The organism is Rhizobium sp. 01T444 (assembly GCF_056398305.1).
The window spans coordinates 53,174-79,836 of record NZ_JBFTPD010000021.1; the positions used below are offsets into that span (position 1 = coordinate 53,174).

The 26,663-nt window shown below is 60.6% G+C and carries 23 protein-coding genes; 13 read left to right on the forward strand and 10 right to left on the reverse strand.

Features of this window, described 5'->3' with window-relative positions; all coding sequences use genetic code 11:
- Nucleotides 1-34: 34 nt before the first annotated feature.
- Both AC1DTN_RS25005 and AC1DTN_RS25010 read left to right on the forward strand, forming a co-directional pair.
- Nucleotides 35-832, forward strand: a complete 798-nt coding sequence (locus AC1DTN_RS25005) for a carbohydrate ABC transporter permease (RefSeq protein WP_112572501.1) — start codon at nt 35-37, stop codon at nt 830-832.
- 21 nt (nt 833-853) lie between these two features.
- Nucleotides 854-1,927: an ABC transporter ATP-binding protein gene (locus AC1DTN_RS25010; RefSeq protein WP_439018154.1), complete on the forward strand. Its 1,074-nt coding sequence runs from the start codon at nt 854-856 to the stop codon at nt 1,925-1,927.
- A gap of 102 nt (nt 1,928-2,029) precedes the next feature.
- Here the strand turns inward: AC1DTN_RS25010 and AC1DTN_RS25015 are convergent, their stop codons facing one another.
- The gene (locus AC1DTN_RS25015; protein WP_439018153.1) at nt 2,030-3,364 is read right to left on the reverse strand and encodes a dicarboxylate/amino acid:cation symporter; all 1,335 of its coding nucleotides are present in this window, start codon (nt 3,362-3,364) and stop codon (nt 2,030-2,032) included.
- A gap of 221 nt (nt 3,365-3,585) precedes the next feature.
- Here AC1DTN_RS25015 and AC1DTN_RS25020 point away from each other — a divergent pair, with 221 nt between their 5' ends.
- The 7 genes from AC1DTN_RS25020 to AC1DTN_RS25050 all read left to right on the forward strand — a co-directional run bounded on the left by AC1DTN_RS25020 (nt 3,586) and on the right by AC1DTN_RS25050 (nt 14,090).
- A complete protein-coding gene (locus AC1DTN_RS25020; protein WP_439018152.1) occupies nt 3,586-5,448 on the forward strand; it encodes a sensor histidine kinase in 1,863 nt (620 codons plus the stop codon).
- A complete protein-coding gene (locus tag AC1DTN_RS25025; RefSeq protein WP_477923044.1) occupies nt 5,445-6,812 on the forward strand; it encodes a sigma-54-dependent transcriptional regulator in 1,368 nt (455 codons plus the stop codon). The genes AC1DTN_RS25020 and AC1DTN_RS25025 overlap by 4 nt, the downstream gene beginning before the upstream one ends.
- A 131-nt stretch (nt 6,813-6,943) precedes the next feature.
- Complete coding sequence (locus AC1DTN_RS25030; protein WP_439018150.1) at nt 6,944-8,293, forward strand: FAD/NAD(P)-binding protein; 1,350 nt, start codon at nt 6,944-6,946, stop codon at nt 8,291-8,293.
- 424 nt (nt 8,294-8,717) lie between these two features.
- Nucleotides 8,718-10,661 (forward strand): PrkA family serine protein kinase, encoded by a 1,944-nt coding sequence (locus AC1DTN_RS25035; protein ID WP_439018149.1) that lies wholly within the window; start codon nt 8,718-8,720, stop codon nt 10,659-10,661.
- 35 nt (nt 10,662-10,696) lie between these two features.
- Entirely contained in the window at nt 10,697-11,974 is a 1,278-nt protein-coding gene (locus AC1DTN_RS25040) for a YeaH/YhbH family protein (protein WP_477923046.1), read from the forward strand.
- A complete protein-coding gene (locus AC1DTN_RS25045) occupies nt 11,971-13,536 on the forward strand; it encodes a SpoVR family protein (protein WP_113322969.1) in 1,566 nt (521 codons plus the stop codon). The genes AC1DTN_RS25040 and AC1DTN_RS25045 overlap by 4 nt, the downstream gene beginning before the upstream one ends.
- A gap of 122 nt (nt 13,537-13,658) precedes the next feature.
- Nucleotides 13,659-14,090: a hypothetical protein gene (locus AC1DTN_RS25050; protein ID WP_113322968.1), complete on the forward strand. Its 432-nt coding sequence runs from the start codon at nt 13,659-13,661 to the stop codon at nt 14,088-14,090.
- Nucleotides 14,091-14,116: 26 nt separating this feature from the next.
- Here AC1DTN_RS25050 and AC1DTN_RS25055 read toward each other — a convergent pair whose 3' ends face one another.
- Nucleotides 14,117-14,755, reverse strand: a complete 639-nt coding sequence (locus AC1DTN_RS25055) for a glutathione S-transferase N-terminal domain-containing protein (protein WP_439018147.1) — start codon at nt 14,753-14,755, stop codon at nt 14,117-14,119.
- An 8-nt stretch (nt 14,756-14,763) separates the two neighbouring features.
- On the reverse strand, nt 14,764-15,129 hold the full coding sequence (locus AC1DTN_RS25060) for an ArsR/SmtB family transcription factor (protein WP_113323003.1): 366 nt from the start codon (nt 15,127-15,129) through the stop codon (nt 14,764-14,766).
- 214 nt (nt 15,130-15,343) lie between these two features.
- Between AC1DTN_RS25060 and AC1DTN_RS25065 the strand changes: the two genes are divergently transcribed.
- From AC1DTN_RS25065 to AC1DTN_RS25080, 4 genes are read left to right on the forward strand one after another with little or no spacing between them, the layout of a single operon-like run.
- Nucleotides 15,344-16,189: an ABC transporter substrate-binding protein gene (locus tag AC1DTN_RS25065; RefSeq protein ID WP_439018146.1), complete on the forward strand. Its 846-nt coding sequence runs from the start codon at nt 15,344-15,346 to the stop codon at nt 16,187-16,189.
- 10 nt (nt 16,190-16,199) lie between these two features.
- Nucleotides 16,200-17,330 (forward strand): LLM class flavin-dependent oxidoreductase, encoded by a 1,131-nt coding sequence (locus AC1DTN_RS25070; protein WP_439018145.1) that lies wholly within the window; start codon nt 16,200-16,202, stop codon nt 17,328-17,330.
- A 24-nt stretch (nt 17,331-17,354) separates the two neighbouring features.
- A complete protein-coding gene (locus tag AC1DTN_RS25075) occupies nt 17,355-19,184 on the forward strand; it encodes a TRAP transporter large permease (protein WP_439018144.1) in 1,830 nt (609 codons plus the stop codon).
- A 17-nt stretch (nt 19,185-19,201) separates the two neighbouring features.
- Entirely contained in the window at nt 19,202-20,200 is a 999-nt protein-coding gene (locus AC1DTN_RS25080) for a TRAP transporter substrate-binding protein (protein WP_442207359.1), read from the forward strand.
- A gap of 76 nt (nt 20,201-20,276) precedes the next feature.
- Here the strand turns inward: AC1DTN_RS25080 and AC1DTN_RS25085 are convergent, their stop codons facing one another.
- From AC1DTN_RS25085 to AC1DTN_RS25115, 7 genes are read right to left on the reverse strand one after another with little or no spacing between them, the layout of a single operon-like run.
- Nucleotides 20,277-20,630, reverse strand: a complete 354-nt coding sequence (locus AC1DTN_RS25085; RefSeq protein ID WP_007826658.1) for a cupin domain-containing protein — start codon at nt 20,628-20,630, stop codon at nt 20,277-20,279.
- Complete coding sequence (locus AC1DTN_RS25090; RefSeq protein WP_439018142.1) at nt 20,623-21,291, reverse strand: cysteine hydrolase family protein; 669 nt, start codon at nt 21,289-21,291, stop codon at nt 20,623-20,625. The genes AC1DTN_RS25085 and AC1DTN_RS25090 overlap by 8 nt, the downstream gene beginning before the upstream one ends.
- Nucleotides 21,291-22,841, reverse strand: a complete 1,551-nt coding sequence (locus tag AC1DTN_RS25095; protein WP_477923053.1) for an ABC transporter ATP-binding protein — start codon at nt 22,839-22,841, stop codon at nt 21,291-21,293. Before AC1DTN_RS25095 ends, AC1DTN_RS25090 begins: the two co-directional genes overlap by 1 nt.
- Nucleotides 22,838-23,539 (reverse strand): biuret amidohydrolase, encoded by a 702-nt coding sequence (gene biuH / locus AC1DTN_RS25100; protein WP_442207360.1) that lies wholly within the window; start codon nt 23,537-23,539, stop codon nt 22,838-22,840. Before biuH ends, AC1DTN_RS25095 begins: the two co-directional genes overlap by 4 nt.
- 12 nt (nt 23,540-23,551) lie before the next feature.
- Nucleotides 23,552-24,568, reverse strand: coding sequence for a formamidase (locus AC1DTN_RS25105; RefSeq protein WP_442207361.1), 1,017 nt, complete (start codon nt 24,566-24,568; stop codon nt 23,552-23,554).
- Between the two features lie 19 nt (nt 24,569-24,587).
- Nucleotides 24,588-25,514 (reverse strand): ABC transporter permease, encoded by a 927-nt coding sequence (locus AC1DTN_RS25110; protein WP_442207362.1) that lies wholly within the window; start codon nt 25,512-25,514, stop codon nt 24,588-24,590.
- The gene (locus tag AC1DTN_RS25115; protein ID WP_113322959.1) at nt 25,514-26,644 is read right to left on the reverse strand and encodes an ABC transporter permease; all 1,131 of its coding nucleotides are present in this window, start codon (nt 26,642-26,644) and stop codon (nt 25,514-25,516) included. Before AC1DTN_RS25115 ends, AC1DTN_RS25110 begins: the two co-directional genes overlap by 1 nt.
- Nucleotides 26,645-26,663 lie beyond the last annotated feature (19 nt).

The window sequence follows — 26,663 nt, forward strand, 5'->3', positions numbered from 1 at the left end:
CGGCCGCAAGGTCCGCACCGGTACGCAGATCTACATGTACGTCTCGCTGCTGATCGTCGCCGGCCTCGTCGTCATCCCGCTCATCAGCACCGCGCTCGGCGGCTTCAAGACACTTTCCGACCTTCGGGGCAATCCCTTCGGTCTGCCGACGGAATGGCAGTGGAGCAACTATATCGACATCATCGTCAGCCATCGCTACTGGCTGCAGATGGGCAATTCATTGCTGATCGCGCTGCTCACCGTCTTCCTGACGCTGACGCTCGGTGCCATGGCGGCCTTCTGTTTTGCCCATATCCGCTTCTTCGGCTCGACCTATCTGGTGAACTATTTCCTGATCGGGCTGATGTTTCCGGCTGCAACTGCCATCCTGCCGCTCTACATCCGCATCCGCGATCTCGGCCTTCTCAATACATATTGGGGTGTGGTGCTGCCGCAGGTGGCCTTCGGGCTCGGCATGAGCATCATGCTGTTCCGCAACTATTTCAGGAACCTGCCGTCCGAGCTCTTCGATGCGGCTTTCGTCGATGGCTGCGGTTATATGCGCTTCTTCTGGCATATCTCGCTGCCGCTCTCGCGCCCGATCGTCGCGACCGTCGGCATCATTTCCTTTGTCGGAAGCTGGAACAGCTATATCGTGCCGCTGATCATGCTCAATTCGGAGAGCCTCTATCCCTGGCCGCTCGGCATCATGGTCTACAGAGGGGAGTTTGCCACTGACTGGCACCTCATCCTCGCCTTCATCACGCTGACCATCCTGCCGACCATCATCGTCTTTTTCCTCGCCCAGAAGCACATCATCGCCGGCCTGACCGCCGGTGCGGTGAAGTCCTGAGCCCGCATCGGAGACACGCACATGGCGTCTGTCGAACTCAAGAATATTCGCAAGGCCTATGGATCGCTCGATGTGATCCATAATATCTCGCTGTCGATCGAGGATGGGCAGTTCGTTGCCCTCGTCGGCCCGTCCGGCTGCGGCAAGTCCACGCTCCTGCGCATGATCGCTGGTCTCGAGGAAATCAGCGGCGGTGAGGTCATCATCGACAACGCCGTCGTCAACGAACTGACACCCCGCGAGCGCAACATCGCCATGGTCTTCCAGTCCTATGCGCTCTATCCGCATATGACCGTCGCAGAGAACATGGGTTTCAATCTGAAACTATCAGGTCTTCCCAAGCCGCAGATCGAGCAGCGCGTGGCTGAGGCCGCGCGTATGCTGGATCTGACGAAGCTCATGGAGCGTAAGCCGGCGCAGCTTTCGGGCGGCCAGCGCCAGCGCGTCGCCATGGGTCGCGCCATCGTGCGCAACCCGGCCGTCTTCCTGTTCGACGAGCCGCTATCGAACCTCGATGCCAAGCTGCGTGTGCAGATGCGCTCGGAAATCAAGGCGTTGCATCAGAAGGTCAAGACGACGTCCATCTACGTTACGCATGACCAGATCGAGGCCATGACGCTCGCCGACCGCATCGTCGTCCTGAACCAGGGCAATATCGAGCAGGAGGGCACGCCGCTCGAACTTTACAAAAAACCGGCCAATCTCTTCGTCGCAGCCTTTATCGGCTCTCCGGCGATGAACCTCATCGAAGGTATTGTCGAAGGCGAGGGTGGCGTGCCTGCAGCCCGTCTTTCAGATGGAACCGCGATCCGCATTGCGCCGGACCGTAAGGTCCGTCCGGGCCAGGTGGTGACAGTCGGCCTGCGTCCCGAACATCTGACGCCGGGCGGCAGGGATGGAAATGCGCTCGCCGGCCAGACCCTTCTTGTCGAGCCGACCGGCGCCCAGACGCACGTCGTCTTCGATCTGGCCGGTCAGCCGGTCACGGCGGTGGTGGATGGAGACTATGCCGCCCGCTACGGCGCCCGTTTCGAGGCCAATATCGCCAGCGATCAGGTCCATATTTTCGACCGCGGCACGGGTCTGGCGCTTTAAATCTGAGAGATCGCTGACGATCCGGACGTGTGCCGGCTCGTCGACATCAAATGAAATCCGCCGCCAATGTATGACTGGCGGCGGGTTTGTTTTGTCGGTTGTTTACTCGGCGGGCTGCGCCACTGGAACAAGCACGTCGCTGTCTTCGCGCAAATCGCCGGCCATTGCGGCGGCAAAGCGGGTCTGGTCGAGTTCGTTTTCCCAACGGGCGACGACGATAGTCGCGACGGCATTGCCGACAAGGTTCGTCAATGCCCGGCATTCCGACATGAAGCGGTCGATGCCGAGGATGAGCGCCATGCCGGCGATCGGAACCGAGGGGACGACTGAGAGTGTGGCGGCAAGCGTGATGAAGCCGGCGCCGGTAATGCCCGCAGCACCCTTGGAGCTCAACATCGCCACCAGAAGCAGCAGGATCTGGTCGCCGAAGCTCAGATGCGTATCAGTAGCCTGGGCGATGAAGAGTGCAGCCAGCGTCATATAGATGTTGGTGCCGTCGAGATTGAACGAATAGCCGGTCGGAATGACGAGGCCGACGACCGAGCGCTTGCAGCCGGCCCGTTCCATCTTGTTCATCAGGCCGGGCAGGGCGGCTTCCGAGGACGAAGTCCCGAGCACCAGCAGCAGTTCTTCCTTGATATAGCGGAGCAGCGCCAGGATGGAGAAGCCGTTGTAGCGGGCAACTGCACCGAGCACGACCAACACGAAGAGCAGCGACGTCAGATAGAAGGTGCCGATCAGGAAGGCGAGGTTGGCGATCGCGCCGATACCATATTTGCCGATGGTGAAGGCCATGGCGCCGAAGGCGCCGATCGGGGCGAATTTCATCAAGATTGCGACGAGGCGGAAGACCGGAGCGGTCAGAACCTGGAAGAAATCCAGCACGGGCTTGCCACGCTCCCCGACGGAGCCGAGCGCAATGCCGAAGACGACTGAGAAGAATAGCACCTGCAGGATGTCGCCCTTGGCGAAGGCGCCGACGATCGTGTCCGGGATGATGTTCATCAGAAAGCCGACGATCGTCGCATCATGGGCCTGGGCGGCATAGTTGTTGACCGCCTTCGTATCGAGCGTCGCCGGATCGATATGCATGCCGGCGCCTGGCTGCAGCACGTTGGAAACAACGAGGCCAACGACGAGCGCCAGCGTCGAAAAGACGAGGAAGTAGCCGAGCGCCTTGCCGACCACGCGGCCGAACTTCTTGAGATCGGCCATGCCGGCTATGCCGGTCGTGACAGTCAGAAAGATGACGGGTGCGATCACCATGCGCACGAGCTTGATGAAAGCGTCTCCGAGCGGCTGCAGCGAAGCGCCGAGAGCAGGGTAGAAGTGGCCGAGCAGAATGCCGGCGGCGATGGCGGCGAGAACCTGCACGTAGAGGTGCCGGTAAAAGGGAGTTTTGCCGCGCTCTGTAGCGGCGTTCATTGCAATATCCATGGTGTCCTCCACTATGCCGGACGCCAATAGGGCGACGGCCAAGTCATGATGGTCAAACAGCCTCCCGACTGATGAGGACTTGTTTGCAACGCGCGTGCCAGTTACTTCCAATTGCCTAATTCATTGATATTATTGAATGCGTCGGGCTGACCCAGAAACGATAGTGCGATTTTTCGCACAAAGTGATTTGCTGGCCGTGCGAAAAGATGCACAATGCGGCCATGCTCCAGAGGACAGCAAATGAACCTTTACTGACGCCTGAACAGCTTGGCCGGCGCTCCCGATCCGTCTGGCTGATCTTTGCGGCGCTCGCCGCCGTCCTCATCGGAACGGCCCTTTACGGCGCCGGCATCTACGGCCGCCTGCAGGCAATTGCAGCGCTGGAGGATCAGGGGCAGACCGACGCCAATCTCAAGGTGGCGCTGCTGCGTGCCGTGCTCGAGGGGCCACGGGCTCTGCCGCTGCTCCTTGCCGATGACCAGCAGGTGCGGGACGCTTTGGCCTCGGGGCAGGGAGAAGCCGTCATGGGGCTTGACCGCAAGCTCCAGAGCCTTGTCGCCGGCACCCGCGCCTCGGTTCTCTATGTAACCGGCAAGAACGGCATCGCGATCGCTTCCAGCAATTGGCGGGAGCCCCTGAGTTTTGTCGGCAACGACTATTCCTTCCGCGATTATTTCCGCCGTGCGATGGAAACGGGCACGGCGGAGCATTTCGCGCTTGGTAATGTCAGCAACCGGCCGGGCCTCTATATTTCCCGGCGGGTCGGGGATGCCGCGGCTCCGCTTGGTGTCGTCGTCGTCAAGATGGAGTTCGATCAGCTGGAATCCGACTGGCGCGATGCTGTCCGGCCCGCCTATGTTGTCGACGAGCACGGTGTCGTGCTCATCACCAGCCTGCCGTCCTGGCGCTTTATGACGGCGAAACCTCTGCCGCAAGAAAGCCTTGCGGCGATCAGGAGCAGTTTGCAATTCGGCGAGGCGCCATTGCTGCCCTTGCCGATCGACGAACGGCAGGCGCTGGGGCCTGGAGCCGCAATCGTCCATGCCATCATGCCGGGCGCCGGGGAGGGCGAGTTCCTGCGATTGCGCACGGAGGTGCCATCGACAACCTGGCAACTCGAATATCTTGTGCCGACCGAAGCGCCGATCGCCTCTTCGGTGCGCGAATGGCGGCTGCTGACATTGGCCGCCCTCATTCCGGTGCTGGCGATCATGACCTTCCTGCTGCGCCGCCGCCAGATCGTCGTCATGCGTATCGCGACCGAGCGCGCCGCCCGCGAGGAGCTGGAGCGCCGGGTGCTGGAGCGCACACAGGACCTGAGCCGCGCCCGTGACCGTCTGCAGGAGGAGATATCGGACCACCGCGCGACCGAGGCGCGGCTGCAGGTGGTGCAGCAGGAACTGGTGCAGGCGAACCGCCTGGCGATCTTGGGGCAGGTCGCCGCCGGCGTGGCGCATGAGATCAACCAGCCGGTCGCGACCATCCGCGCCTATGCCGACAATGCTCGCACCTTCCTCAAACGCCATCAGCCGGAATCGGCCGACGGCAATCTCGATGCGATTGCCAGCCTGACGGAGCGCATCGGCACCATCACCGAGGAGTTGAAGGCCTTTGCCCGCAAGGGCCGCACTGCGGCGGAGCCGATCGAACTGCGCGCCGTCATCGAAGGCGCGGTCGTACTGCTGCGCAGCCGTTTTGCCGGCCGATTAGATGCGCTCGATATCAGGCTACCTGCAGCCGATCTGAAGGTGAGCGGCAACCGCATCCGGCTGGAGCAGGTACTGATCAACCTCTTCCAGAATGCGCTGGAAGCGCTGGAGGGCAGGGAGGCCGCGAAGGTTGAGATCTTCTGCGAGGAGACGGACAGCGAGGTGGCGGTGACTGTGGCAGATAACGGCCCCGGCATATCGGAGAACATCCTTGGCTCGCTTTTTTCGCCTTTTAACACCTCGAAAGAAAAAGGCCTGGGCCTTGGGCTCGTCATTTCTAAGGATATCGTTGCCGATTATGGCGGCCGTATCGAGGTCGAAAGCAACGAAAGCGGCACCCGCTTTACCGTTTATCTGCAGAAGGCACAGGCATGAGTGAAGCAATCCCGGTCTTSCTGRTCGATGACGACAAGGATCTCCTGAAGGCGACGAAACAGACGCTGGAGCTTGCCGGCTTTTCTGTTTCGACCTTTTCCGCCGCTACGGAAGCGCTGAAGGATCTGACCGCGGAGTTCTCGGGTGTGGTCGTTTCCGATATCCGCATGCCGCATGTCGACGGATTGCAGCTCTTCGATCGGATCCGCCGGCTCGATGAAGACCTTCCCGTGATCCTGATCACAGGGCACGGTGACATCCCGATGGCCGTCAAGGCGATCCAGGATGGGGCCTATGACTTCATCACCAAGCCTTTCGCGGCCGACAGGCTGGTGCAAAGCGTGCATCGTGCCGCCGAAAAGCGCCGGCTCGTGCTCGACAACCGGTCGCTGCGCGAGGCGGCCGAGCAGGCACAAGGCGACCTGCCGCTGATCGGCCAGACGCCGGCCATGGAGCGCCTGCGGCGAACGCTCCGGCAGATCGCCGACACGGATGTCGATGTGCTGGTGACCGGCGAGACCGGCAGCGGCAAGGAAGTGGTGGCAAGCCTGCTGCATCGCTGGAGCCGTCGCTCAAAGGGAAACTTTGTGGCGCTGAATTGCGGCGCCCTGCCGGAAACCGTGATCGAGAGCGAACTCTTTGGCCATGAGGCCGGCGCTTTCACCGGCGCGCAGAAGAAGCGCATCGGCCGCATCGAACATTCGAGCGGTGGGACACTCTTCCTCGATGAAATCGAAAGCATGCCGCCTTCCGCGCAGGTGCAGATGCTGCGCGTCTTGGAAATGCGGGAAGTCATGCCGCTCGGTACCAACGAGGTGCGCCCCGTCGACCTGCGTGTCGTGGCCGCTGCCAAGATCGATCTCGGCGATCCGCGTGAGCGCGGCGATTTCCGCGAGGACCTCTATTACCGGCTCAATGTCGTGACGATCAGCATCCCGCCACTGCGCGATCGGCGCGACGATATCCCGCTTCTCTTCGCCCACTTTACCGAACGGGCTGCCAACCGCTTCAAACGCCCGGTTCCGCCTGTTGCGCCCGAACTGCATCGCCATCTGAAAGACCATGACTGGCCAGGAAATGTACGCGAGCTCTCCCACTTCGCCGAGCGCTTCGTGCTCGGTCTCGAAGCGGCGCCGGCGGAAACGCAGCAAGACGGGATGGCGAACAAAGAGGCCTCGCTCCCTTTGCCGGCGAGAATTGACCGCTATGAGGCCGATATCATCCGGGAGACGCTGACCCGGAACGGCGGCGACGTGCGCCGAACGATCGAAACACTCGGCATTCCGCGCAAGACCTTCTATGACAAGCTGCAGCGTTATGGCATCGAGCGTGCCGCGTTCAGCTCTTCAAAGGCGGAGAGCTGACACATCGGTTACCGGCGGTGCCGAAACGGATCCCGGTATAAACACCTTGGTTGAGAGTCCGGGACCGTGACAAGTCGTCAAGCCGCGCTAGTTCCATCGATGCCTCACCCGGTGATTCATGGAACGAGCGCTTGATTTATGATGTTGTTGTCGTCGGCTCCGGCTTTTCTGCGATCGCAGTCGTCTGCAATCTTGTCCGGAAACTTCCGCAGACGGCGTCGATCGCCGTCATCGGCGATGATCCGGGTTTTGGCAGAGGCACGGCCTATCGCACTGAAATGCATCTCCACCGGCTGAATGTCCCAGCGGCGCGCATGAGCCTCTTCACGGACAGGCCGGCCGATTTCGTGGAATGGCTGAGCCGCAAGAACCGTCCGTCGCGGGATGCCGATTTCGCGTCACGGAGCGATTATGGGCTCTATGTCAGGGATACGCTCGCAGATCTGCTGCGGCCTCGCGACGACCGGCGCCGCGTCGATTTCATCAAGGCCAAGGCCACCGGTTGCGTCGAGCGCTATCCGGGCGCCCTCGGCTTTCTGCTGGAGCATGGCGGCGAAATCGCCGGCCGCCACGTCGTCCTCTGTCTTGGGTTGGGAAATGCGAAATTGCCGGTCGATACCGGAGTTCTTGGGAGCGCCACGCGTTCGCATGTGATCGAAAATCCCTGGCGCCTTTCCTGGCTGACACATGTCGGCCCGCAGGATCGGGTCTGTATCCTGGGCTCGGGCCTTACCATGATCGATCAGGTTCTTGGGCTTCGGTCGCATGGGCACCGCGGCCGCATCGATGTTCTCTCCCGTCGCGGGCTCGCGCCGCACGGACATGCCCGCGATCCGAAATCACCTGCGGCCATCGAGATCGATGCAAACGGGACGACACTCAGCCAGATCCTGCACGATATCAGGCGGCGGGTAAGATCGGGGGCCGACTGGCGAAGCGTCATGGATGGGCTGCGGCCCAAGACCCAGGCGATCTGGCAGAACCTCGCTCCAGCGCAGCGGTCGCGTTTCCTGCGGCATGCGCTGCCATGGTGGAACATCCATCGCCATCGCGTGGCGCCTGACATCTGCGACCGGTTCGAGCAACTGCGGCAGCAGGGCGTCGTCAATTTCCACGCCGGCTATCTCAAAACGCTCAAGGACGCCGGCGACGGGATCGGCATCGAATACCGCAAAAGAGGACGCCGTGAGACGATCGCTCTCACAGTCGATTGGATCGTCAATTGCACGGGGATGGAACGGGCGGGGTTGGCGCATTCACCGCTTCTGCAGGAAATGCGCCGGCAGGGCTTTGTCGTTGCGGATTCGCTTGGGCTCGGAATCTCGGTAAACCGGGATTCGCGCGTGCTGAATTCAGAAGGCGTGACGCAATCGAACCTTTATGCGGTCGGCGCGCTGACAGCCGGTCAATTCTGGGAGATTACCGCCGTTCCCGATATCAGGGCTCAGGCAGAACAGGTCGCTGCGCAAATAGCAATGTGAGAAGGACCCTCAGCCTTGACCGCATGGGTTGCGCCGCTGGCCTGTTTTCGATCAGGCCTTGCTTTTCTCACGGGCGGTTCTTGAAGGCATATTTCACATTCGGACGGCGAGAAATCCTCGCTCCATCGAATCAGGCAGCCCTTTAAGGGGCACCAACACATATTCACATCATGGCGTGAAGGTGCGCGGCGTTCTCTTTCATACCGCGCGCGAATAATACTCCCGGTGCTGCCGCAAATCTATAGAGGCGGTCAACTTTCGAGGATCAAATCGGCAGGTTACGCGCAATTTTTTGTGTAGCGATGCTGGAATGCCAGCGATGTCTTATTTCCGTCTAGGAGGACCTTGATCTTTCAAAACATTGGCGCACCATCTTACTTAGCGAAGGCGAAAATCGCTGAGGCAGACCTTTATAGGAGGGCCTATGCTGAACAACTCCCTATTTGATGCGTTCACCCGTAACTACGAGTCTCGCCGCGAGACGGATATGTCTATCGCGGACTATTTGTCCATATGCAAGAAGGATCCGATGGCTTACGCCAACGCCACCGAGCGGCTGCTGGCGGCAATCGGCGAACCTGAGATCATCGATACAGCCAAGGATTCGCGGCTCGGGCGGGTCTTTATGAACAGGACGATCCGAACCTATCCGGCCTTTGCGGGTTTTTTCGGTATGGAGGAGACGATCGAGCGGATCGTGTCCTTCTTCCGGCATGCAGCCCAAGGCCTGGAAGAGCGTAAGCAGATCCTCTACCTGCTCGGTCCCGTCGGCGGTGGCAAGTCTTCGCTTGCGGAGCGCCTGAAGCAACTCATGGAGGTCAATCCCATTTATGTGCTGAAGGCCGGCGACGACTTGAGCCCGGTCTTCGAAAGCCCCCTCAATCTCTTCGATCCCTTGGCCATGGGGCCGTTGCTGCTCGAAGAATACGGTATCCCTACCCGTCGCCTCAGTGGCCTGATGAGCCCATGGTGCCTGAAGCGCCTCGACGAGTTCGACGGCGATATCTCTCGTTTCCGCGTCGTGAAAATCCAGCCGTCCAGGCTTCGCCAGATCGCGATCGCCAAGACCGAACCGGGTGACGAGAACAACCAGGACGTCTCATCGCTGGTCGGCAAGGTCGATATCCGCAAGCTCGAGCACTATTCGCAGAACGATCCAGACGCCTACAGCTATTCCGGCGGTCTCAATCGCGCCAATCAGGGCATTCTGGAATTCGTCGAGATGTTCAAGGCGCCGATCAAGATGCTGCACCCGTTGCTGACGGCGACGCAGGAAAGCAACTACATGGGCACCGAGAATATCGGTGCGATCCCGTTCTCGGGTATCATCCTTGCCCATTCGAACGAAGCGGAATGGCAGACTTTCAAGGCCAACAAGAACAATGAAGCCTTTATCGACCGCATCTGCGTCATCAAGGTTCCCTATTGCCTCCGGGTCATGGAGGAGCAGAAAATCTACGAGAAGTTGATCGAAGGCTCGGAGCTTGCAGATGCAGCCTGCGCGCCAGCGACGCTGGAGATGCTGGCCCGCTTCTCCGTCCTGTCACGGCTTCGCAAGCACGAGAATTCCAATCTCTTTTCAAAGATGCGCGCCTATGACGGCGAAAGCCTGAAGGAAACCGATCCGCGCGCCAGAAGCGTACAGGAATATCACGATGCCGCAGGCGTCGATGAGGGCATGGACGGAATATCGACACGTTTCGCCTTTAAAGTCCTTGCGTCGACCTTCAACCACGACACAACGGATATCGGCGCCGACCCCGTTCATCTGATGTATGTTCTGGAACAGGCTATCCGCCGCGAGCAGTTTTCCGAGGAGACGGAAAAGCGCTATATGGAGTTCATCAAGGCAGAACTGGCGCCGCGTTATGCGGAATTCATCGGCAACGAGATCCAGAAGGCCTATCTGGAATCCTACTCCGATTACGGTCAGAATCTGTTCGACCGTTACGTCGATTACGCGGATGCCTGGATCGAGGACGTCGATTTCAAGGACCCCGATACAGGACAATTGCTCGACCGCGAACTTCTGAACCAGGAGTTGACGAAGATCGAAAAACCCGCGGGCATCGCCAATCCCAAGGATTTCCGCAACGAGATCGTCAAGTTCTGCCTCAGATCGCGCGCCCACAATGGTGGTAAGAACCCATCCTGGACCAGTTATGAAAAAATCCGGGAAGTGATCGAAAAGCGGATGTTTTCGCAGGTCGAGGATTTGCTGCCGGTCATCTCCTTCGGATCGAAGAAGGATAGCGAGACTGAAAAGAAACACAGTGAGTTCGTCTCGCGCATGGTCGCGCGGGAATATACCGAACGGCAGGTTCGCCGGCTGGTGGAATGGTACATGCGCGTCAAACAGGCGAGTTAGGTAGGCTGTCCGGCGAGTACCCATTAGGAGCAAACATGCACATCATTGACCGGCGGCTCAATCCGCGCGGTAAAAGTTTAGAAAATAGACAACGGTTTCTACGGCGTGCCAAGGACGCCGTAGCACAAGCGGTTAAACGATCTTTGCAAAACCGCTCCATCCGCGATGTGCTTGATGGCGGTGAAGTTACTCTCCCGATCGGCGGCATGGCCGAACCGGGCCTTCACCGGGGCGGAGGGGGAATTCAGGATCGTATCCTTCCCGGCAATCAGAAATTCGTCGAGGGTGATTTCATCAAGCGTCCGCCGGCATCGGGCGGCGGCCGTTCGTCCGAGGCGGGGGAGGGCGACGGCGAAGACGGCTTCCGCTTCGTCCTGACCCGGGAGGAGTTCCTCAACATCTTCCTCGAAGATCTGGAATTGCCTGATCTCGCCAAGCGGCGACTGAGCGAGACCGAGGAGGTGACACCGCAAAGGGCCGGTTTTTCTGTCTCCGGCTCCCCCTCCAACATCGCCGTCGGGCGCACGACACGCCTTGCCATGATGCGGCGCCTGGCGCTTCATCGCCCGAAGGTAGAGGAAATAGAGGCGCTCCAGAAGCAGATCGACGAATGCGACAATGCGGAAGAGCGCCTTGTTCTTGAAGACAGGCTGAGGACCCTGACGCTCAAGAGCAAGCGCATCCCCTATATCGACCCGCTCGACGTCCGCTACCGGCGCTTTGAAAACACACCGAAGCCTGTCGTCAAGGCGGTGATGTTCTGCCTCATGGACGTGTCCGGTTCCATGAGCGAGCATATGAAGGATCTCGCCAAGCGTTTCTACCTGCTCCTCTACCTCTTCCTGTCGCAGCGTTATGAGAAGGTGGAGATCGTCTTCATCCGCCATACTGAAAAGGCGGAGGAAGTCGATGAGGAGACTTTCTTCTATAGCCCGGCGACAGGCGGCACGCTGGTTTCCAGTGCGCTGGCGGTCATGCGCTCGATCGTTGCCGCGCGGTTCGATCCGACGGAATGGAACATCTATGCGGCGCAGGCCTCCGATGGCGACAATTCCTATTCCGACGGCGCTCTGACCGGCCAGCTGCTGCAGCAGGAAATCCTGCCGGTCTGCCAGTACTTCGCCTATATCGAAGTCGGTGAGGAAGACGGGGATTCCTCAATGTCTAGGTCACCGCTCTGGACGCTCTATCAGGAGATCCGCTCCGCAGCTCTGCMTCTTGCCATACGCAAGGTCTGCCGCAGGAACGAGATATTCCCTGTTTTCCATGACCTGTTTCAGAAGAAGGCTGCCAAGGCAGGGGCTACGCCATGAAGACCAGCACGCGGCATAAGGAAAAGCTTCTGTTTGAAGGGGCTGACTGGGATTTTCCGACCCTGCAGCGCATTCATGATGCCTGTGAGGACATCGCGCTTGGGGAACTGGGCCTCGATGTCTATCCGAACCAGATCGAGGTCATTACATCGGAGCAGATGCTCGATGCCTATTCCTCGACAGGCATGCCGCTGTTCTATCGCCACTGGTCCTTCGGGAAGCATTTTGCCCATCACGAAGCCTTCTACCGCCGCGGGATGCGCGACCTCGCCTATGAGATCGTCATCAACAGTTCGCCCTGCATCTCCTATCTCATGGAGGAGAATACGGCGACCATGCAGACGCTGGTCATTGCGCATGCTGCCTTCGGCCATAACCACTTCTTCAAGAACAACTATCTGTTCAAGCTTTGGACCGACGCCGAAGGTATTCTTGATTATCTCGACTTCGCCAAGAGCTACATCTCGCGTTGCGAAGAACGATATGGCGAAGTGGCCGTCGAACGCACGCTCGATGCCGCACATGCGCTGATGTCGCACGGTGTGCACCGCTATGCCGGCAAGACGACGGTCGACCTCCGGCAGGAAGAAAAGCGGCTGCAGGAGCGCCGTGCGCACGAGGAGAAGATCTTCAACGATCTCTGGCGCACCGTGCCTGTCGGCCTCAAGCGCAACAAGTCCGATCGCGATCTCGAGCACCGGCGTGCCGCACTCGGTTTGCCGCAGGACAATATCCTTTACTTCCTCGAAAAATCCGCGCCCCGGCTGCATTCCTGGCAGCGAGAGATCTTGCGCATCGTGCGCCACGTCGCCCAGTATTTTCATCCCCAGCGCCAGACCAAGGTGATGAATGAGGGGACCGCCACCTACGTCCATTACAACATCATGCAGCGCCTGCACGAGCGCGGGCAGCTCAGCGACGGCAACTATTTCGAGTTTCTGAAATCGCACACCAATGTCGTGTTCCAGCCGATGTACGATGATCGGCGGTTCTCTGGCTTCAATCCCTATGCGTTGGGCTTTGCGATGATGCAGGATATCGAGCGCATCGTGACGGAGCCGACTGGCGAAGATCGCGACTGGTTTCCTGACATCGCCGGACGGGGCGATCCGATGGCGGTCCTGCGTGATATCTGGGCCAACTACCGCGACGAGAGTTTCGTCAGCCAGTTCCTGAGCCCGAGCCTCATGCGGCGCTGGCGCATGTTCCAGCTCCATGACGACCCGGAGATTCAGGAGGGTATCCTGGTTTCCGCGATCCATGACGAGCGCGGTTATCGGCGTATCCGCCGGCAACTTTCCCGCGGCTACGATATTGGCCATACCGATCCGGCGATTGAGATCGTCGACGTCGATCTCGCAGGTGACCGTAGATTGCTGTTGCAGCACCGAGCCACCAATGACGAGTTCCTGGAAGAAGAAGATCTTAAGCTCGTCCTGCAGCACCTTGCCGATCTCTGGAGCTATGACGTTCTGCTGGAGGAACTCGACAGCAAGGAGAGTGTCGTCCGGAAGCACGTCGCCCACCCGCGGACATTTTCGCGACAGAGCGAATTCGCCTGAGTGGCGGGATTCTGCCTGCATTTAAGAGACACGATTCTTCAAACGTGATTGGACAGGCTGCGTAGTTGGGATCAACCTTTCAGAGGGGGCGTGCAGTCTATTTTTCCAAATAGGAGGCCGTCATGGAACAATACGCAGTCGATCAGCTTAAGGCTATAGCCAGGGTCAGCCGTACCACGCCACAACTGTCTCGCGCCGAGCGGTTGGACCGGTGGGCTGAGCTTCTGGAAGTCGATCCTGCGCGTTCGCTCGTTACCCTTCGGGAAACCGAATATCTACCCCGCGACCAGCGGACACTGATGAGGATCACCGGGTCACCCATATCCGTAGCCTATGACGATCCGGTTCTGCGTGCCGCGGGTCTCGAAGGCGATACTTATGGGGACGCCCAGAGCTTCTTCGATCTTAACGATCGGCAACTGCACGGGCTCGTCTGCTCCTGCCATTTCGGAGCACGGGTCGATGCGGGTGTCGTCGCCCGCCATCTGAGAGCGACCTCCATACCGGGCATGAAGGGCATTCTGGCGCGCATGCGGCTGATGTTTACGCGATAGGCCGACTGCCTATCCGAAACCAATGCTTAGACACCTGGCGGCAGCGGAACCGGGGTGGTGAAATGCGGCACTTCGTAGCCGCGCTTCACCTGTGGCCGGGCGGCAAGCTGCAGATACCAGCGGCGGACATTCGGGAAGTCGCTGAGGTCGATTTTGTGGCGCACGAAGCGCGAAACCCAGGGCCAGACGGCCATGTCGGCGATGGAATAGTCGCCGACAAGGTACTCCCGGCCTTCAAGTCTTGCATCAAGTGTTTCATAGAGCCTTATTGTATCCTTGCGGAAAAGCTCTTCGGCGAAGGGCGCGCGACCTTCATTGTAAGTCAGGAAATGATGGGCATGACCGAGCGTCGGCCCGAAGCCGCCCATCTGCCACATCAGCCATTCGATCGTGTGATGGCGAGCAGCACCTTCACGCGGCAGGAATCGTCCTTTCTTTTCGGCGAGATAGAGAAGAATGGCCCCGGATTCGGCGAGGGTAATACCGGTTTCGTGATCGACGATGGCTGGGATTTTGCTGCCCGGATTGATCGCCACATAGTCGGCGGAAAACTGATCACCTTTGGTGATATCGATCGTGTGGGCCTTATAGGGAAGCCCGAATTCCTCGAGTGCGATCGATATCTTCAGGCCGTTCGGGGTGATCCAGGTATAGAAGTCGATCATAGGAGCGATCAGTCGAACATCACTTCATCGACCGGCAGCTTTGCCATGCCGAAACGGCCGGTGACGTCGTCGAGGCCGGAGAACATGTCCCGCAACGCGTGGACGATGGTCTTAATCCTCGGATCGACGACTCGATAGACGATCAACTTGCCGTCGCGGTGCCCTTCGATGACGTTTGCCTCACGCAATTCCGCAAGTTGTTGTGAAAGCGTCGGCTGGCGGATGCCGAGTTCGTCTTCCAGCGCAGACACCGATGCTTCCGTTTCCATCAGATAGCAGACGATTGCCAGCCGGTTCGCATTGGCGACCAGCTTCAGAAGTTCGCTCGCCTCGCCGACACTGCGGCAGACTCTCGATGATACGGGCTTGGTCATCGCCATCTCTCTTGTTCTACAAAAAAGTAAAGTGAGTGCTCGGAAATTTCAATGCCCGGCCGCTTTGCGGGCGCAACTGCGATAAAAGATTTTATTTTCGGTAGATTTAATAGGTTTTTGATCTGTTTTCCCACCGGTCTCCGGCAGGACTTTTCTCGCTTTCAATTTATAAAAAAGTAGATTGATCGCAATGACAATCCCGACCGGAATGAAGATGAGAATCGGCGTTCATCCCAACAATCTCCACTTGCGGCTCGCCAGCGCATGGCCGGGTGCCTTTGCCGGGCTTGATCCGATCTTCGTTCCCTATGATGAAGGCCGCGACACAGCCTCGCTGCTGGAAGGCGGCGCGATCCATGTCGGCGGAACCGGCTCGACGCCGCCGATCGAGGCGGATGCGCGTGGCCTTCATGTCGAATATGTCGCCGCATCGGCACCGCGGCCAGCCAATGGCGCGATCTTCGTGCGCGCCGACAGTGATATCGGCTCGGTAGCTGATCTTGCCGGCCGAAAAATCTCGCTGATCGACGGTTCGTTTCACACCTATCTGCTCGCTCGCAGCCTGGAGGGCGAGGATCTCGCGCTTGGTGACGTCGAGCGCATCGAAAGCGGCACGCGGGATTCCCTGACGGAGCTGCTGGAGGGCAGGGTCGATGCCTGGATCGCCATGTCGCCGCGGCTGGAGAAGGTGATCGAGCGGACGGATCTCCGTCTCATCGTCCGCTGTGGCGCCACCATCCCCAACCGGTCGCTCTTCTGGAGCCTCGCGCGCATCGGACTTTCCCCTAGCGAAATTGCCGGCATTGCCTTGGAGCTTGCCCGTGTTGGCAGCGAGATCGCCGCCGATCCGGTAAGGGCAGCTCACCTTCTGGCGGAAAACGACCGTAGCGGTATCGACGCCGAGGCCTGGGAGAGGGTGGTACGCGCACGCGATTTCTCGGTCGTGCCGATCGATGCAGCAGTGCTGGCCGAGCAGCAGGAGGAAGCCGACACGCTTTTTCGCCACGGCTATTTTGATCGCGCGGTCGCCATTGGTGGGCCGCTGGAAGCAACGAAGTGAGGAGCCGGGAATGAACGTCTTCTGGTATATGTGTGCTCCTGACGGCGCCTATCCGTGGCAGCCGGAAGGCTCGCGTCCGGTCGATTACGGTTATTACAAGCAGCTCGCCCAGGCTTACGATCATCTGGGTTACACTGGCGCACTCTTTGCGACCGGTGCCCACGATGTCTGGGTGCTGGCAAGCGCGCTGCTTTCCCATACCGAACGGCTGCGGTTCCTCGTCGCCATCCACCCCGGTCTCGTCGCGCCGACATTGTTGGCCAAGATGGCCGCGACCTTTCAGGAATTTGCTCGCGACCGCCTGCTGATCAACGTCGTCTCAGGCGATGCCAAGATGCTCGGCGCCTATGGCATGATGCTGCCGCACGATGAACGTTACGACATGGCGGATGAATATCTACAGCTCTGGCATCGACTCTTCGCCGGCGAGAGCGTCACCTATCAAGGCAAGTATTTCTCCACCGACGGCGCCAAGCTCGCGCTTCCGGTTGGCGAAAGCATCGCCCCGCCGCCACTCTGGTTCGGCGGCTCTTCCGACAAGGCGCTCGACGTCGCGGCAAAGCACGTCGATACCTACCTTTCCTGGGGTGAGACGCCCGATCAGATCAAGGGCAAGGTCGAGGCCGTGAAGGCGCGTGCCGCCCAATATGAACGTGAGCTCGAATACGGCATCCGCCTTTATGTGATCGTGCGTGATACGGACGAAAAGGCGTGGGAAGCTGCCGCCGACCTTTACGGCCGCATGGACGATGCGGCGATTGCCGCCAACCAGCGTTTCGTCGCCCGCAGTGATTCCGTCGGCCAGCAGCGCATGACGGCGCTGCATGGCGGCCTGAAGCCGGACAACCTGCGTGATCTCGAAGTGGCGCCCAATCTCTGGGCTGGCATCGGCCTGGTACGGCCCGGTCCCGGCACGGCGATTGTCGGCTCGCCCGATACGGTGCTGCGCACGCTGGAGGCCTATCAGAGGGCCGGCGTCGAAACCTTTATTCTTTCCGGCATGCCGCTGCTTGAGGAAGCCTATCGTTTCGGCGAAAAGGTTCTGCCGCGTCTTGATGTCAGCAGGGAAGTGTCGAAGGCGCGCAACTACACCTGGTCGACGCTCTTCGATCGCGACCTTTCCACCGTCAAGAGCGCCTGACCCTCCGGCAAGAAAGCAAGTTCTGTGGCAGCAAGCGAATTCCACCCAGCCGAACAGGAGACGACAGGTAACGGGCTTGCAGCCCGCATCCTGAAGACGATCGAAGGCGTCCTTGGCATTGCCGCCGCGTCGGTGCTTGCCGTGCTGCTCGTCATGGTGCTGGTCACGGTCTGCATGCGCTATTTCTTCGCGGCTGGCTTCATCGGCGCTGAAGATCTCGGCATCTGGCTGCATGTGTTGCTGATCGCGCTCGGCGCACCGCTCAGTCTCAACAGCGCGCTTGCCATGCGTCTTGACGTCTTCGTGAAGATGATGCCGGAGCGCCTTTACCCGGCAACGCAGGTGGCCGCCGATATCTTCACCGTGCTTTCCGGTCTCATCCTGAGCTTCGGCGGCAGCGAGATCATGACCATGCTTGGCGGTATTTCCCCGACGCTCGGCGTGCCGGAATGGATCCGTTTCGGCTTTCTCGGCGCCGGCGGCGCGCTGATCCTCGTCGTTCTTCTGCTGCAGCGCATCGCCGAAGGAAAGGCTTGGCCGGTCCTGCTCTCCTTCGCAGTCGGCGTGGCACTCTATGCCGGCATTCCTTTCGTCTCCGTCGAACTCGACTGGCCGCCCAGCATCTTCCTCGGCCTGATTGCCGCTATTGGCCTCGTGCTTGCAGCACCCTTGCCGCATGCCTTCCTGGCCGCCGCCTATGTGGTGATCGCTTTCGGCAGCAGCCTGCCGGAGCCGGCGATCGTCTCTTCGACCGTCACCGGCATTTCGAAATTCCTGCTGCTTGCCATCCCCTTCTTCCTGCTTGCTGGCGGTCTGCTGACGGCATCGGGCGTTGCCAACCAGCTCGTGCGTTTCGCTGCCGCCATGGTCGGCCATCGCCGTGCCGGTCTCGCCCAGACGACGCTGCTCACTAGCGTGCTCTTTTCCGGTGCATCCGGCTCCTCGGTTGCTAATGCCGCCTTCGGTGCGTCCACCTTCCAGCCGGAGCTCGTCCGCCACGGTTATCCGCCGGCCAAGGCCGCAGCGATCATCGCGGCGACCTCGGTTCTAGACAATGTCATCCCGCCGTCGATCGCCTTCCTGATCCTGGCAACCGCCACCAATCTTTCGGTTGGCTCCCTGCTGGTCGGGGGCTTCTTTGCCGGTGGTCTGATGGCGATCTGCCTCGCGGTCGCCATCCATCTGACGGTCCGCGATCAGGCGCCGCTGCCGCGAGCCACGTCGGCGCAGCGCTGGCAGTCGGCCGTCCAGGCGATCCCCGCCTTCGGTCTCGGCGTTATCGTCGTGGTCGGCATTCGCATCGGCATCGTCACGACGACGGAGGCCGCGGCCCTTGCCGCCTTCTACACCTTCCTGCTCGGCATCGGTGCGCGGCTTGGCGTACTCTCGCTTTACACGGCCTTCCGGCAGGCGGCTGTCGAGGCCGCCGCGATCGGCCTGCTGATCGGCACGGCTGGCCCCTTTGCCTTCCTGCTTGCGGTCGACGATGTCTCGGGCCTGATCTCACACCTGACGACGGTGCTTGGCGGCAGTGCGCTCGCCGTCATCCTGCTGTCCAACATCATCCTGCTTGTGGTGGGCCTCGTTCTCGACATCGGCGCGGCGATCCTGCTTTTCGGMCCGATCCTGTTGCCGGCGGCCGTCGCCGCAGGCATTGATCCCATTCATTTCGGCGTCATCATCGTCGTCAACCTGATGATCCACGGCCTGACGCCGCCGCTCGGCATGCTGATCTTCGTCGTCAGCGGCGTGACCCGCATTCCAGCTTCCGCCCTCTTCAAGGCGGTCGTTCCCTATCTGCTTGCCCTTCTCGTCTCCCTCGCAATCCTTTGCGCCTGGGCGATTATCTTCTAACGGACAGGACCTCATTCATGGACAATCTCAACCGACGCAATTTCCTGAAGACCGCCGCGCTTGCCGGCACTGCCCTTGCCGCCCCGGCCTTCGTTCGCACGGCGGCTGCCCGTACGACGACGATTACCATCGCCTCGCTGCTCGGCGACGATAAGCCGGAGACGAAGATCTGGGTAAAGATCAGCGAGCTGGTAGAAGCCAAGCTGCCGGGCCAGTTCAAGTTCAACATCGTCAAGAGCGGTGCGCTCGGCGGCGAAAAGGAAGTGGCGGAAGGTGTTCGCTTAGGCTCCATCCATGCCAGCCTTTCGACGGTCTCTTCGCTCTCCGGCTGGGCGCCGGAATTGCAGATCCTCGACCTTCCCTTCCTGTTCCGCGATGCCGACCATGTACGCCGCACCGTCAGCGGGGAAGTCGGCGCCGATCTGAAGGGCAAGCTGCAGGCGCAGAATTTCGTCGTCGGCGACTTCATCAATTACGGCGCCCGTCATCTGCTCACCAAGGAGCCGGTGACGCGCCCGGAACAACTGAAGGGCAAGCGCATCCGCGTCATCCAGAGCCCGCTGCACACCGAGCTCTGGAGCGCTTTCGGCACGACGCCGATCGGCATCCCGATCACCGAGACCTATAATGCGCTGGCAACCGGAGTTGCTGACGCGATGGACCTCACCAAATCGGCCTACGCCGGCTTCAAGCTCTATGAGGTCGTGCCCTACATGACCGAGACCCGCCACATCTGGGCGTCGGGCATCATCTATTATTCGTCGACCTTCTGGGGCGGTCTGAACGACGAGCAGAAGGCCGTCTTCCAGCAGGCCTCCACGGAAGGTGCGGCCTACTTCAACCAGCTGATCGTCGGTGACGAGGTCGCATCGGTCGAAATCTCGCTGAAGAACGGCGGCAAGCTGCTGAAGCCCGAAGCCTTCGATGAATGGCAGAAGGGTGCACAGGGCGTCTGGGACGATTTCGCCTCTGTCGTTGGTGGCCTTGACCGTATCAAAGCCGTCCAATCGGCCTGAACAAGTTCTGAACGCGAGGCTGGCCGTCAGCCAGCCTCGCTCAGTCGTTGGATTGACGAAGCAGGTGCTGCCGAATTTACGCTGCTTCCTCTCCCAGTATTTTCACCGGCCTGTCCCACTGGATCAGCACCACGCAGCCGGTATCACTCCAGACCGAATGTTCGGTGCCCGGCGCATTGACGATATAGCTGCCGCGGCCGTAGTCGCCTGCCTCGTCCGATTGCACGCCGTCCAGGACAAGAATTGTTTCCAGTCCTTCATGTCGATGGCGGGGAACGCTGGCGCCGGCCTCATATTTCAGCAGCGCCACGCCCGGCTGGTCGCCGTCGAAAGGACGGATCCAATGGATCGTCACTTCATCACGGAAGGGGCCGAATTCAAGTGTCTTCCAGCCATCTGAAGTTAGGAGTTCGCGGGTAGTCTCAGGCATGGGCGATGCTCTCCAGGATGTCGTCGACATGCGCCGTCCAGCCGATGATCGCGCCCTGGGCGCGGATCATGGCGATGGCAGCCGCCTTGAATTCGGGAAAGTAACTTTCCGTCGCCTCTTCGGCGAGCAGACATTCATAGCCGCGATCGTTCGCCTCGCGCATCGTCGTCTGAACGCAGACTTCCGTCGTCACGCCGGCGAAGACGAGCTGTTTTATGCCCTTTTCCTGCAGCACGTCGCCAAGCTCGGTGGCATAGAAAGCGCCCTTGCCGGGCTTTTCGATCACCACTTCGCCCTTGAGTGGCGCAAGCTCCGGAAGGATTGCCGTGCCGGGCTCACCCGCAATCAGGATACGGCCCATTGGCCCCGCATCGCCGATGCGGAGTGTCGGATTGCCGCGATCGCGCTTTGCCGGCGGCAGATCCGAAAGGTCGGGCTGGTGGCATTCCATTGTATGGATGACCGGCAGGCCGGCATTGCGGAAGCCCTGGATGAGGCGTTTGACATCCGGCACGATCCTGGTGATGCGGCTGACATCATTACCGAGGCTGGCGCCGAACCCGCCCGGCTCGGCAAAGTCGCGCTGCATGTCGATGACGATGAGGGCCAGTTGGTCGTGTTTCGCCGGGAAGGCGAAGGGTTCTGCCTTGATCTCTGCCATCAGTGATGCCCCGCCATATGTGCGCCGATGATGCCGATATCGGCCGAGCGTGCCGGTGTCTCGTAGACCAGCTTGCCTTCGGAAATCACCATGATGCGGTCGGACATTTCGAGCAGCTCATCGAGGTCTTCGGACAGCAGCAGCACGGCCGTACCGGAATTGCGGGCTCTCATGATGCGGGCGCGGATCTCGGCAACGGCTGAGAAATCGAGGCCGAAACAGGGGTTGGAGACGATCAGCAGATCGACCTCGCCCGTCAGTTCGCGGGCGAGCACGGCGCGCTGCACATTGCCGCCGGAAAGCGCCGCAATCGGCGAGGACGAGGAGGCCGTCTTGACTTTAAAATCGAAGATCAGGTCGGTGGCGCGTTTCTTCATCTTGGCCTTGTTCAGCCAGATCGCATCCTTACCATCCGCCTTGAGATCGAAGGTGCGGAAGGCGAGGTTTTCGCTGACCGTCATGCGCGGGGCGCAGGCATTCTGCAGGGGCTCCTCGGGGATGAAGCGGACATTGTTCTTGCGGGTCTCCGGGCGCGTCGCGCCATAGGTCTCGCCTTTGACACTGACGCGGCCGGTATCGGTCGGTCGTTGGCCGGCGAGGATTTCCGTCAGTTCCTTCTGGCCATTGCCCGATATGCCGGCAATGCCGACGATCTCGCCGGAGCGAACAGTGAGATTGCCGATCTCGATGGTCTTGAGGCCTGAACGGTCCGGCGCCTTGACCTGCTCGACCGTCAGCACCGGCCTGGCATTGTCGGAAATTGGAACGCGGGTGTCGAGTTCGGCCAGTTTGACGTCGCCGATCATCATCGCCGCCATGTCGGCGGTCGAAACCTCGCCCACCTTGCCGGTGCCGACCAGCTTACCGCGCCGCAGGATGGAGACGGCATCGGCAAATTTTGTGACCTCGTGGAATTTATGGGAGAYCATCAGCACGGTCAGCTCGCCTCGTTCGGTCATGCCACGCACGAGGCCGAGCATCTCGTCGGCTTCGGCAGGCGTCAGCACCGAGGTCGGCTCGTCTAGTACCAGAAAGGAGCGGCCGAGATAGAGCTGCTTGACGATCTCGAGCTTCTGCTTTTCGCCGGCGGCAAGTTCGCTCACCGGCCGATCGAGAGGGATCTTGAAGGGCATACGCTCCATGAAGGCAGCAAGATCCTTGCGCTCCTTCGCCCAGTTGATGATGGCAGGCACTTCGGCGCGGCTGATGACGAGGTTTTCCGCACCCGTCAGCGAAGGGACCAGCGTGAAGTGCTGGTAGACCATGCCGAGGCCGTAAGTTGCAGCATCCTTCGGCGAAGCGATCGCCACTTCACGGCCATCGACGGAAAGCGCGCCGGATGTGGCGTGGTAGAAACCCATGATGCATTTGACGAGCGTCGACTTGCCGGCGCCGTTTTCGCCGAGCAGCGCATGAAAGCTGCCCGAGGGTACGTTGATCGACACGTGGTCGAGCGCCGTGAAACTGCCGAAGCGCATCGTCATGTCGATCGTGTCGATGCCGACGGCCTTGCCGGCCTGCGGAAGGGGAGTGTCGCGGACCGTACTCATGGCAGCTGGCTCACAAGCGTTTCAGAATTGGAGACGGAACCGAAGACGCCGCCCTGCATCTTGACCATCTTGATGGCGGCCAGGTGGTTGCCATAGTCGGTCGCGCCGCAGCAATCTTCCAGAAGCAGGCACTCATAGCCGCGGTCATTCGCCTCGCGCATGGTGGTGGAGACACAGACGTCGGTCGTGATGCCGGTCAGGATGATGTTCTCGATACGCTTCTGGTTGAGGATCAGTTCCAGATCGGTCGCGCAGAAGGAACCCTTGCCGGGCTTGTCGATGATCGTCTCGCCTTCGGCAGGGTAGAGTTCCGGAATGATGTCCCAGCCGGGTTCGCCTCGGGTCAGGATGCGCCCGCACGGGCCTGGATCGCCGATACCAGCGCCGATGCGCTGTGAGCGCCAGCGCTTGTTGGCCGGCAGGTCGGCAAGATCAGGGCGATGGCCTTCGCGTGTGTGGATGATGTGGTAGCCCTTGGCGCGCATGGCTGCGAGCACCTTCTTGATCGGCTCAATGGGCGCCTGCACCAGCGACAGGTCGTAGCCCATGTGGTCGACATAGCCGCCCTTGCCACAGAAATCCGTCTGCATGTCGATGATGATGAGCGCGGTATTGTCCGGCCGCAGGGCGCCATTATAGGGCCAGGCATAGGGATCGGCGTCGACATAATGTCCTTTGGTTTCGACCATGGCGTCCATCGTCTTCTTCTCCTATTCACCCGCGAGTTTGAATGTTTCGCCGTAGCGGCGCGCCGGCTTGTCGAAGCCGCACGATGTGCCATCCGTGACCTTCACCTGATCCTCCCAGGGAAGGCGGTATTTGCCGGCAATAAGGTCATGCATGTAGGTGTAAGGTGCATCGCCGGCGCCGCCGGCAACGGCGACGTAGCCGCGATGGCCGAACTGGTAGATATTATTTTCGACACCCCAGCCGCGGCGGGCTTCGCGCACGAGATCGGGACGCACTTCGGCGGTGATGATCTCGTTGACCCGGCCGGAGGTGCCATGGGCAATGATCGAGCCGTCGAAATTGCAGATCATGCCTTCGCCCATCGAATCGAAGGTACCGTCCGAGCCGCACATGCAGACGCTCGCCGTGACCATGAGATTGCAGAAGGCGTTAGACTGGTTGGTGAATTTCCAGCTTTCGCGGATCGGTGCCGTATAGCCGGCCGTGCGGATCATGATTTCCGCGCCTTTGTAGGCGCATTCGCGCGCCATCTCGGGAAACATCCCGTCATGGCAAATGATGAGCGCGAGCTTGGCGCCTTTCGGCCCGTCGATAACGGGAATGCCGAAATTGCCGGGCTCCCAGGGTTCGACAGGCACCCAGGGGTGCATCTTGCGGTAGTAGAGCGTCAGCTCGCCCTTGTCGTCGATGATGATACCGGAATTATAGGGCATGCCATCAGGGTTCAGTTCCATGATCGAGAAGCAGCCCCAGATCGCGTTCTCCCTGCAGGCCTTCTTGAAGGCTGCGACCTCCGGCCCGTCGAGCGTGCACATGATCTCCGGATTAATATCCATCGACAGGCCGTGCAGGGCATATTCCGGAAAGACGACCAGATCCATGCCCGGCTGGTTGCGCCGCGCCTTGGCAACGAGTTCGACGATGACCTGCGTCTGGCGCGTAAGGTCTTCCCTTGTCACGGTGACCGGAAGCTGCAGCTGCACAAGGCCGATGCCGACGCCATGTTCCGACTTGTTCAATCCGCCGAGACCGTTCATGGCTTGGCTCCTTTCACGCTTATTTCGTCAGGGAAAGCGCGCCGGGTGCACCGGCGAGCGAACGTGTCGGCGAGGACGTCGCAATCATGATGACCAGGGTCAGCACGTAGGGAGCGGCGTAGAAAAGGTAGTAGCCCTGCGTGACGCCGACCGATTGCAGTGCCGGCCCGAGCGCACCAGCGCCGCCGAAGAGCAGAGCGGCGAGGAAGCAGCCGATCGGGTTCCAGCGGGCGAAGATGACGAGTGCGACGGCCATCAGGCCCTGGCCGGAGGAAATGCCCTCATTCCAGGAGCCAGGATAATAGAGCGACAGATAGGCGCCGCCGATTGCCGCCAGCGAACCGCCGACGGCCGTTGCCAGCAGGCGGACGCGATCAGGATTGATGCCCATGGCGCGTGCGGCATCAGTGCTGTCGCCGACGACGCGCAGGATCAGGCCGACACGGGTGTTCTTGAAGGCCCACCAGAGCATGAAGGCGAGTGCCGCGCCAAGCAGGAAGAGTACATTGATATTCAGCGCCGCCTGGATCTGGGGCATGCTGGACCAGAAACCCAAGGGGATTGCAGGCAGGTGCGGGGCTGCCGGCTGGATGAAGGGCTTGCCGAGAAAGAAGGCAAGACCGAGCCCGAACTGCATCATGGCGATGCCGATCGCGATATCGTTGACCTTAGGCCATTTGCAGATCCAGCCATGCACGAGGCCGAAGACCCCACCCGTCGCCATGGCCGCCAGCACGCCGAGCCAGGGCGAATTGCTCATGACGGCAACGGCGTAGGCCGTCATGGCACCGAAGACCAGCGTGCCTTCAAGGCCGAGATTGATGCGGCCGGAGCGTTCGGTGATGGTCTCGCCGAGGCTGACGAAAATGAAGGGCGTGGAAACGCGGATGGCGCCTGCGAGGATGCCGAGGGGCACGCCCCATATGCCGATACCTGTCTCTTCCATCAGAGGCTCCTTTTCCAGAGGTCGGGATTGAAGATCTTGAAGCGGCCGTAGAAGGTCTCGCAGAAGAGAATGACGATGAAGAGCGTGCCCTGCAGCACCAGAACGGTGGCATCCGGCAGGCCCATGCGGCGCTGGATGAGGCCGCCCGAGGCATCGATGCCGCCGAGCAGGATCGCGACCGGAATGATCGCCAGCGGATTGTGCCGGGCGAGGAAGGCGACGAGGATGCCGGTGTAACCGTAACCTGCGGCAAGCGAAGCATTGGCGCTGCCTTGCACGGCGGCTACCTCGACCATGCCGGCGAGGCCTGCAAAACTGCCGGCGATCGCGGTGAAGCCGACGATTAGCCTGCCGACTGGCAGGCCCTGGATCTGGGCGGCGCGTACATTGCCGCCGGCGATGCGGGCCGCAAAGCCGTAGCTCGTCACCTCGATCAGGATCCAGGAGAGGATACAGGCGACAATGCCGATGACGAGGCCCCAATGCACGTCCATGCCCGGGATGTTGCCGAGCATATATTCAGGCGGCAGCGGCGTGGTCGAAGGTTTGTTGAGGCTGGCAGGATCACGCAGCGGCCCTTCCACGAACTGGTTCATCAGGGCGATGGCGATATAGGAGAGCAGTAGCGACGAGATCGTCTCGTTGACGCCGCGATAGTGCCGCAGGAAACCGGCTAGGCCGATCCAGATACCGCCGACCACCATGGCGGCAATGCCCATGAGAATGAGGGTCAGGAAAACAGGCGCGGTGCCGGCAAGCGGCATGGCCATGGCCGCGGCGGCAACGCCGCCCAGCACGACCGCTCCTTCCCCGCCGATGATGACGAGGCCGAGGCGGGCGGGCAGGGCGACGCAGAGTGCCGTCAGGAGAAGGGGTGCGGCACGACTTAAGCTGTTCTGCACCGAAAACCAGCTGCCGAAGCCGCCGGTATACATAAGCTGGAAGAGCATCGCTGGCGATTTACCGATCGCCAGGATGAAGAGGGAGAAGAGCGCAAGACCGATCAGGATGGCCACAAGGCCGATGACAACAGGTTCGGCATGTCGCGCGATCCATTCGAGGAAGGGGCGCAGCGACGCCGATTTCTCGGAAGGGACTGATATTGCGGGATCATTGGCCTGGACAGTCATGGCGCTTCTCCCTTGCCGG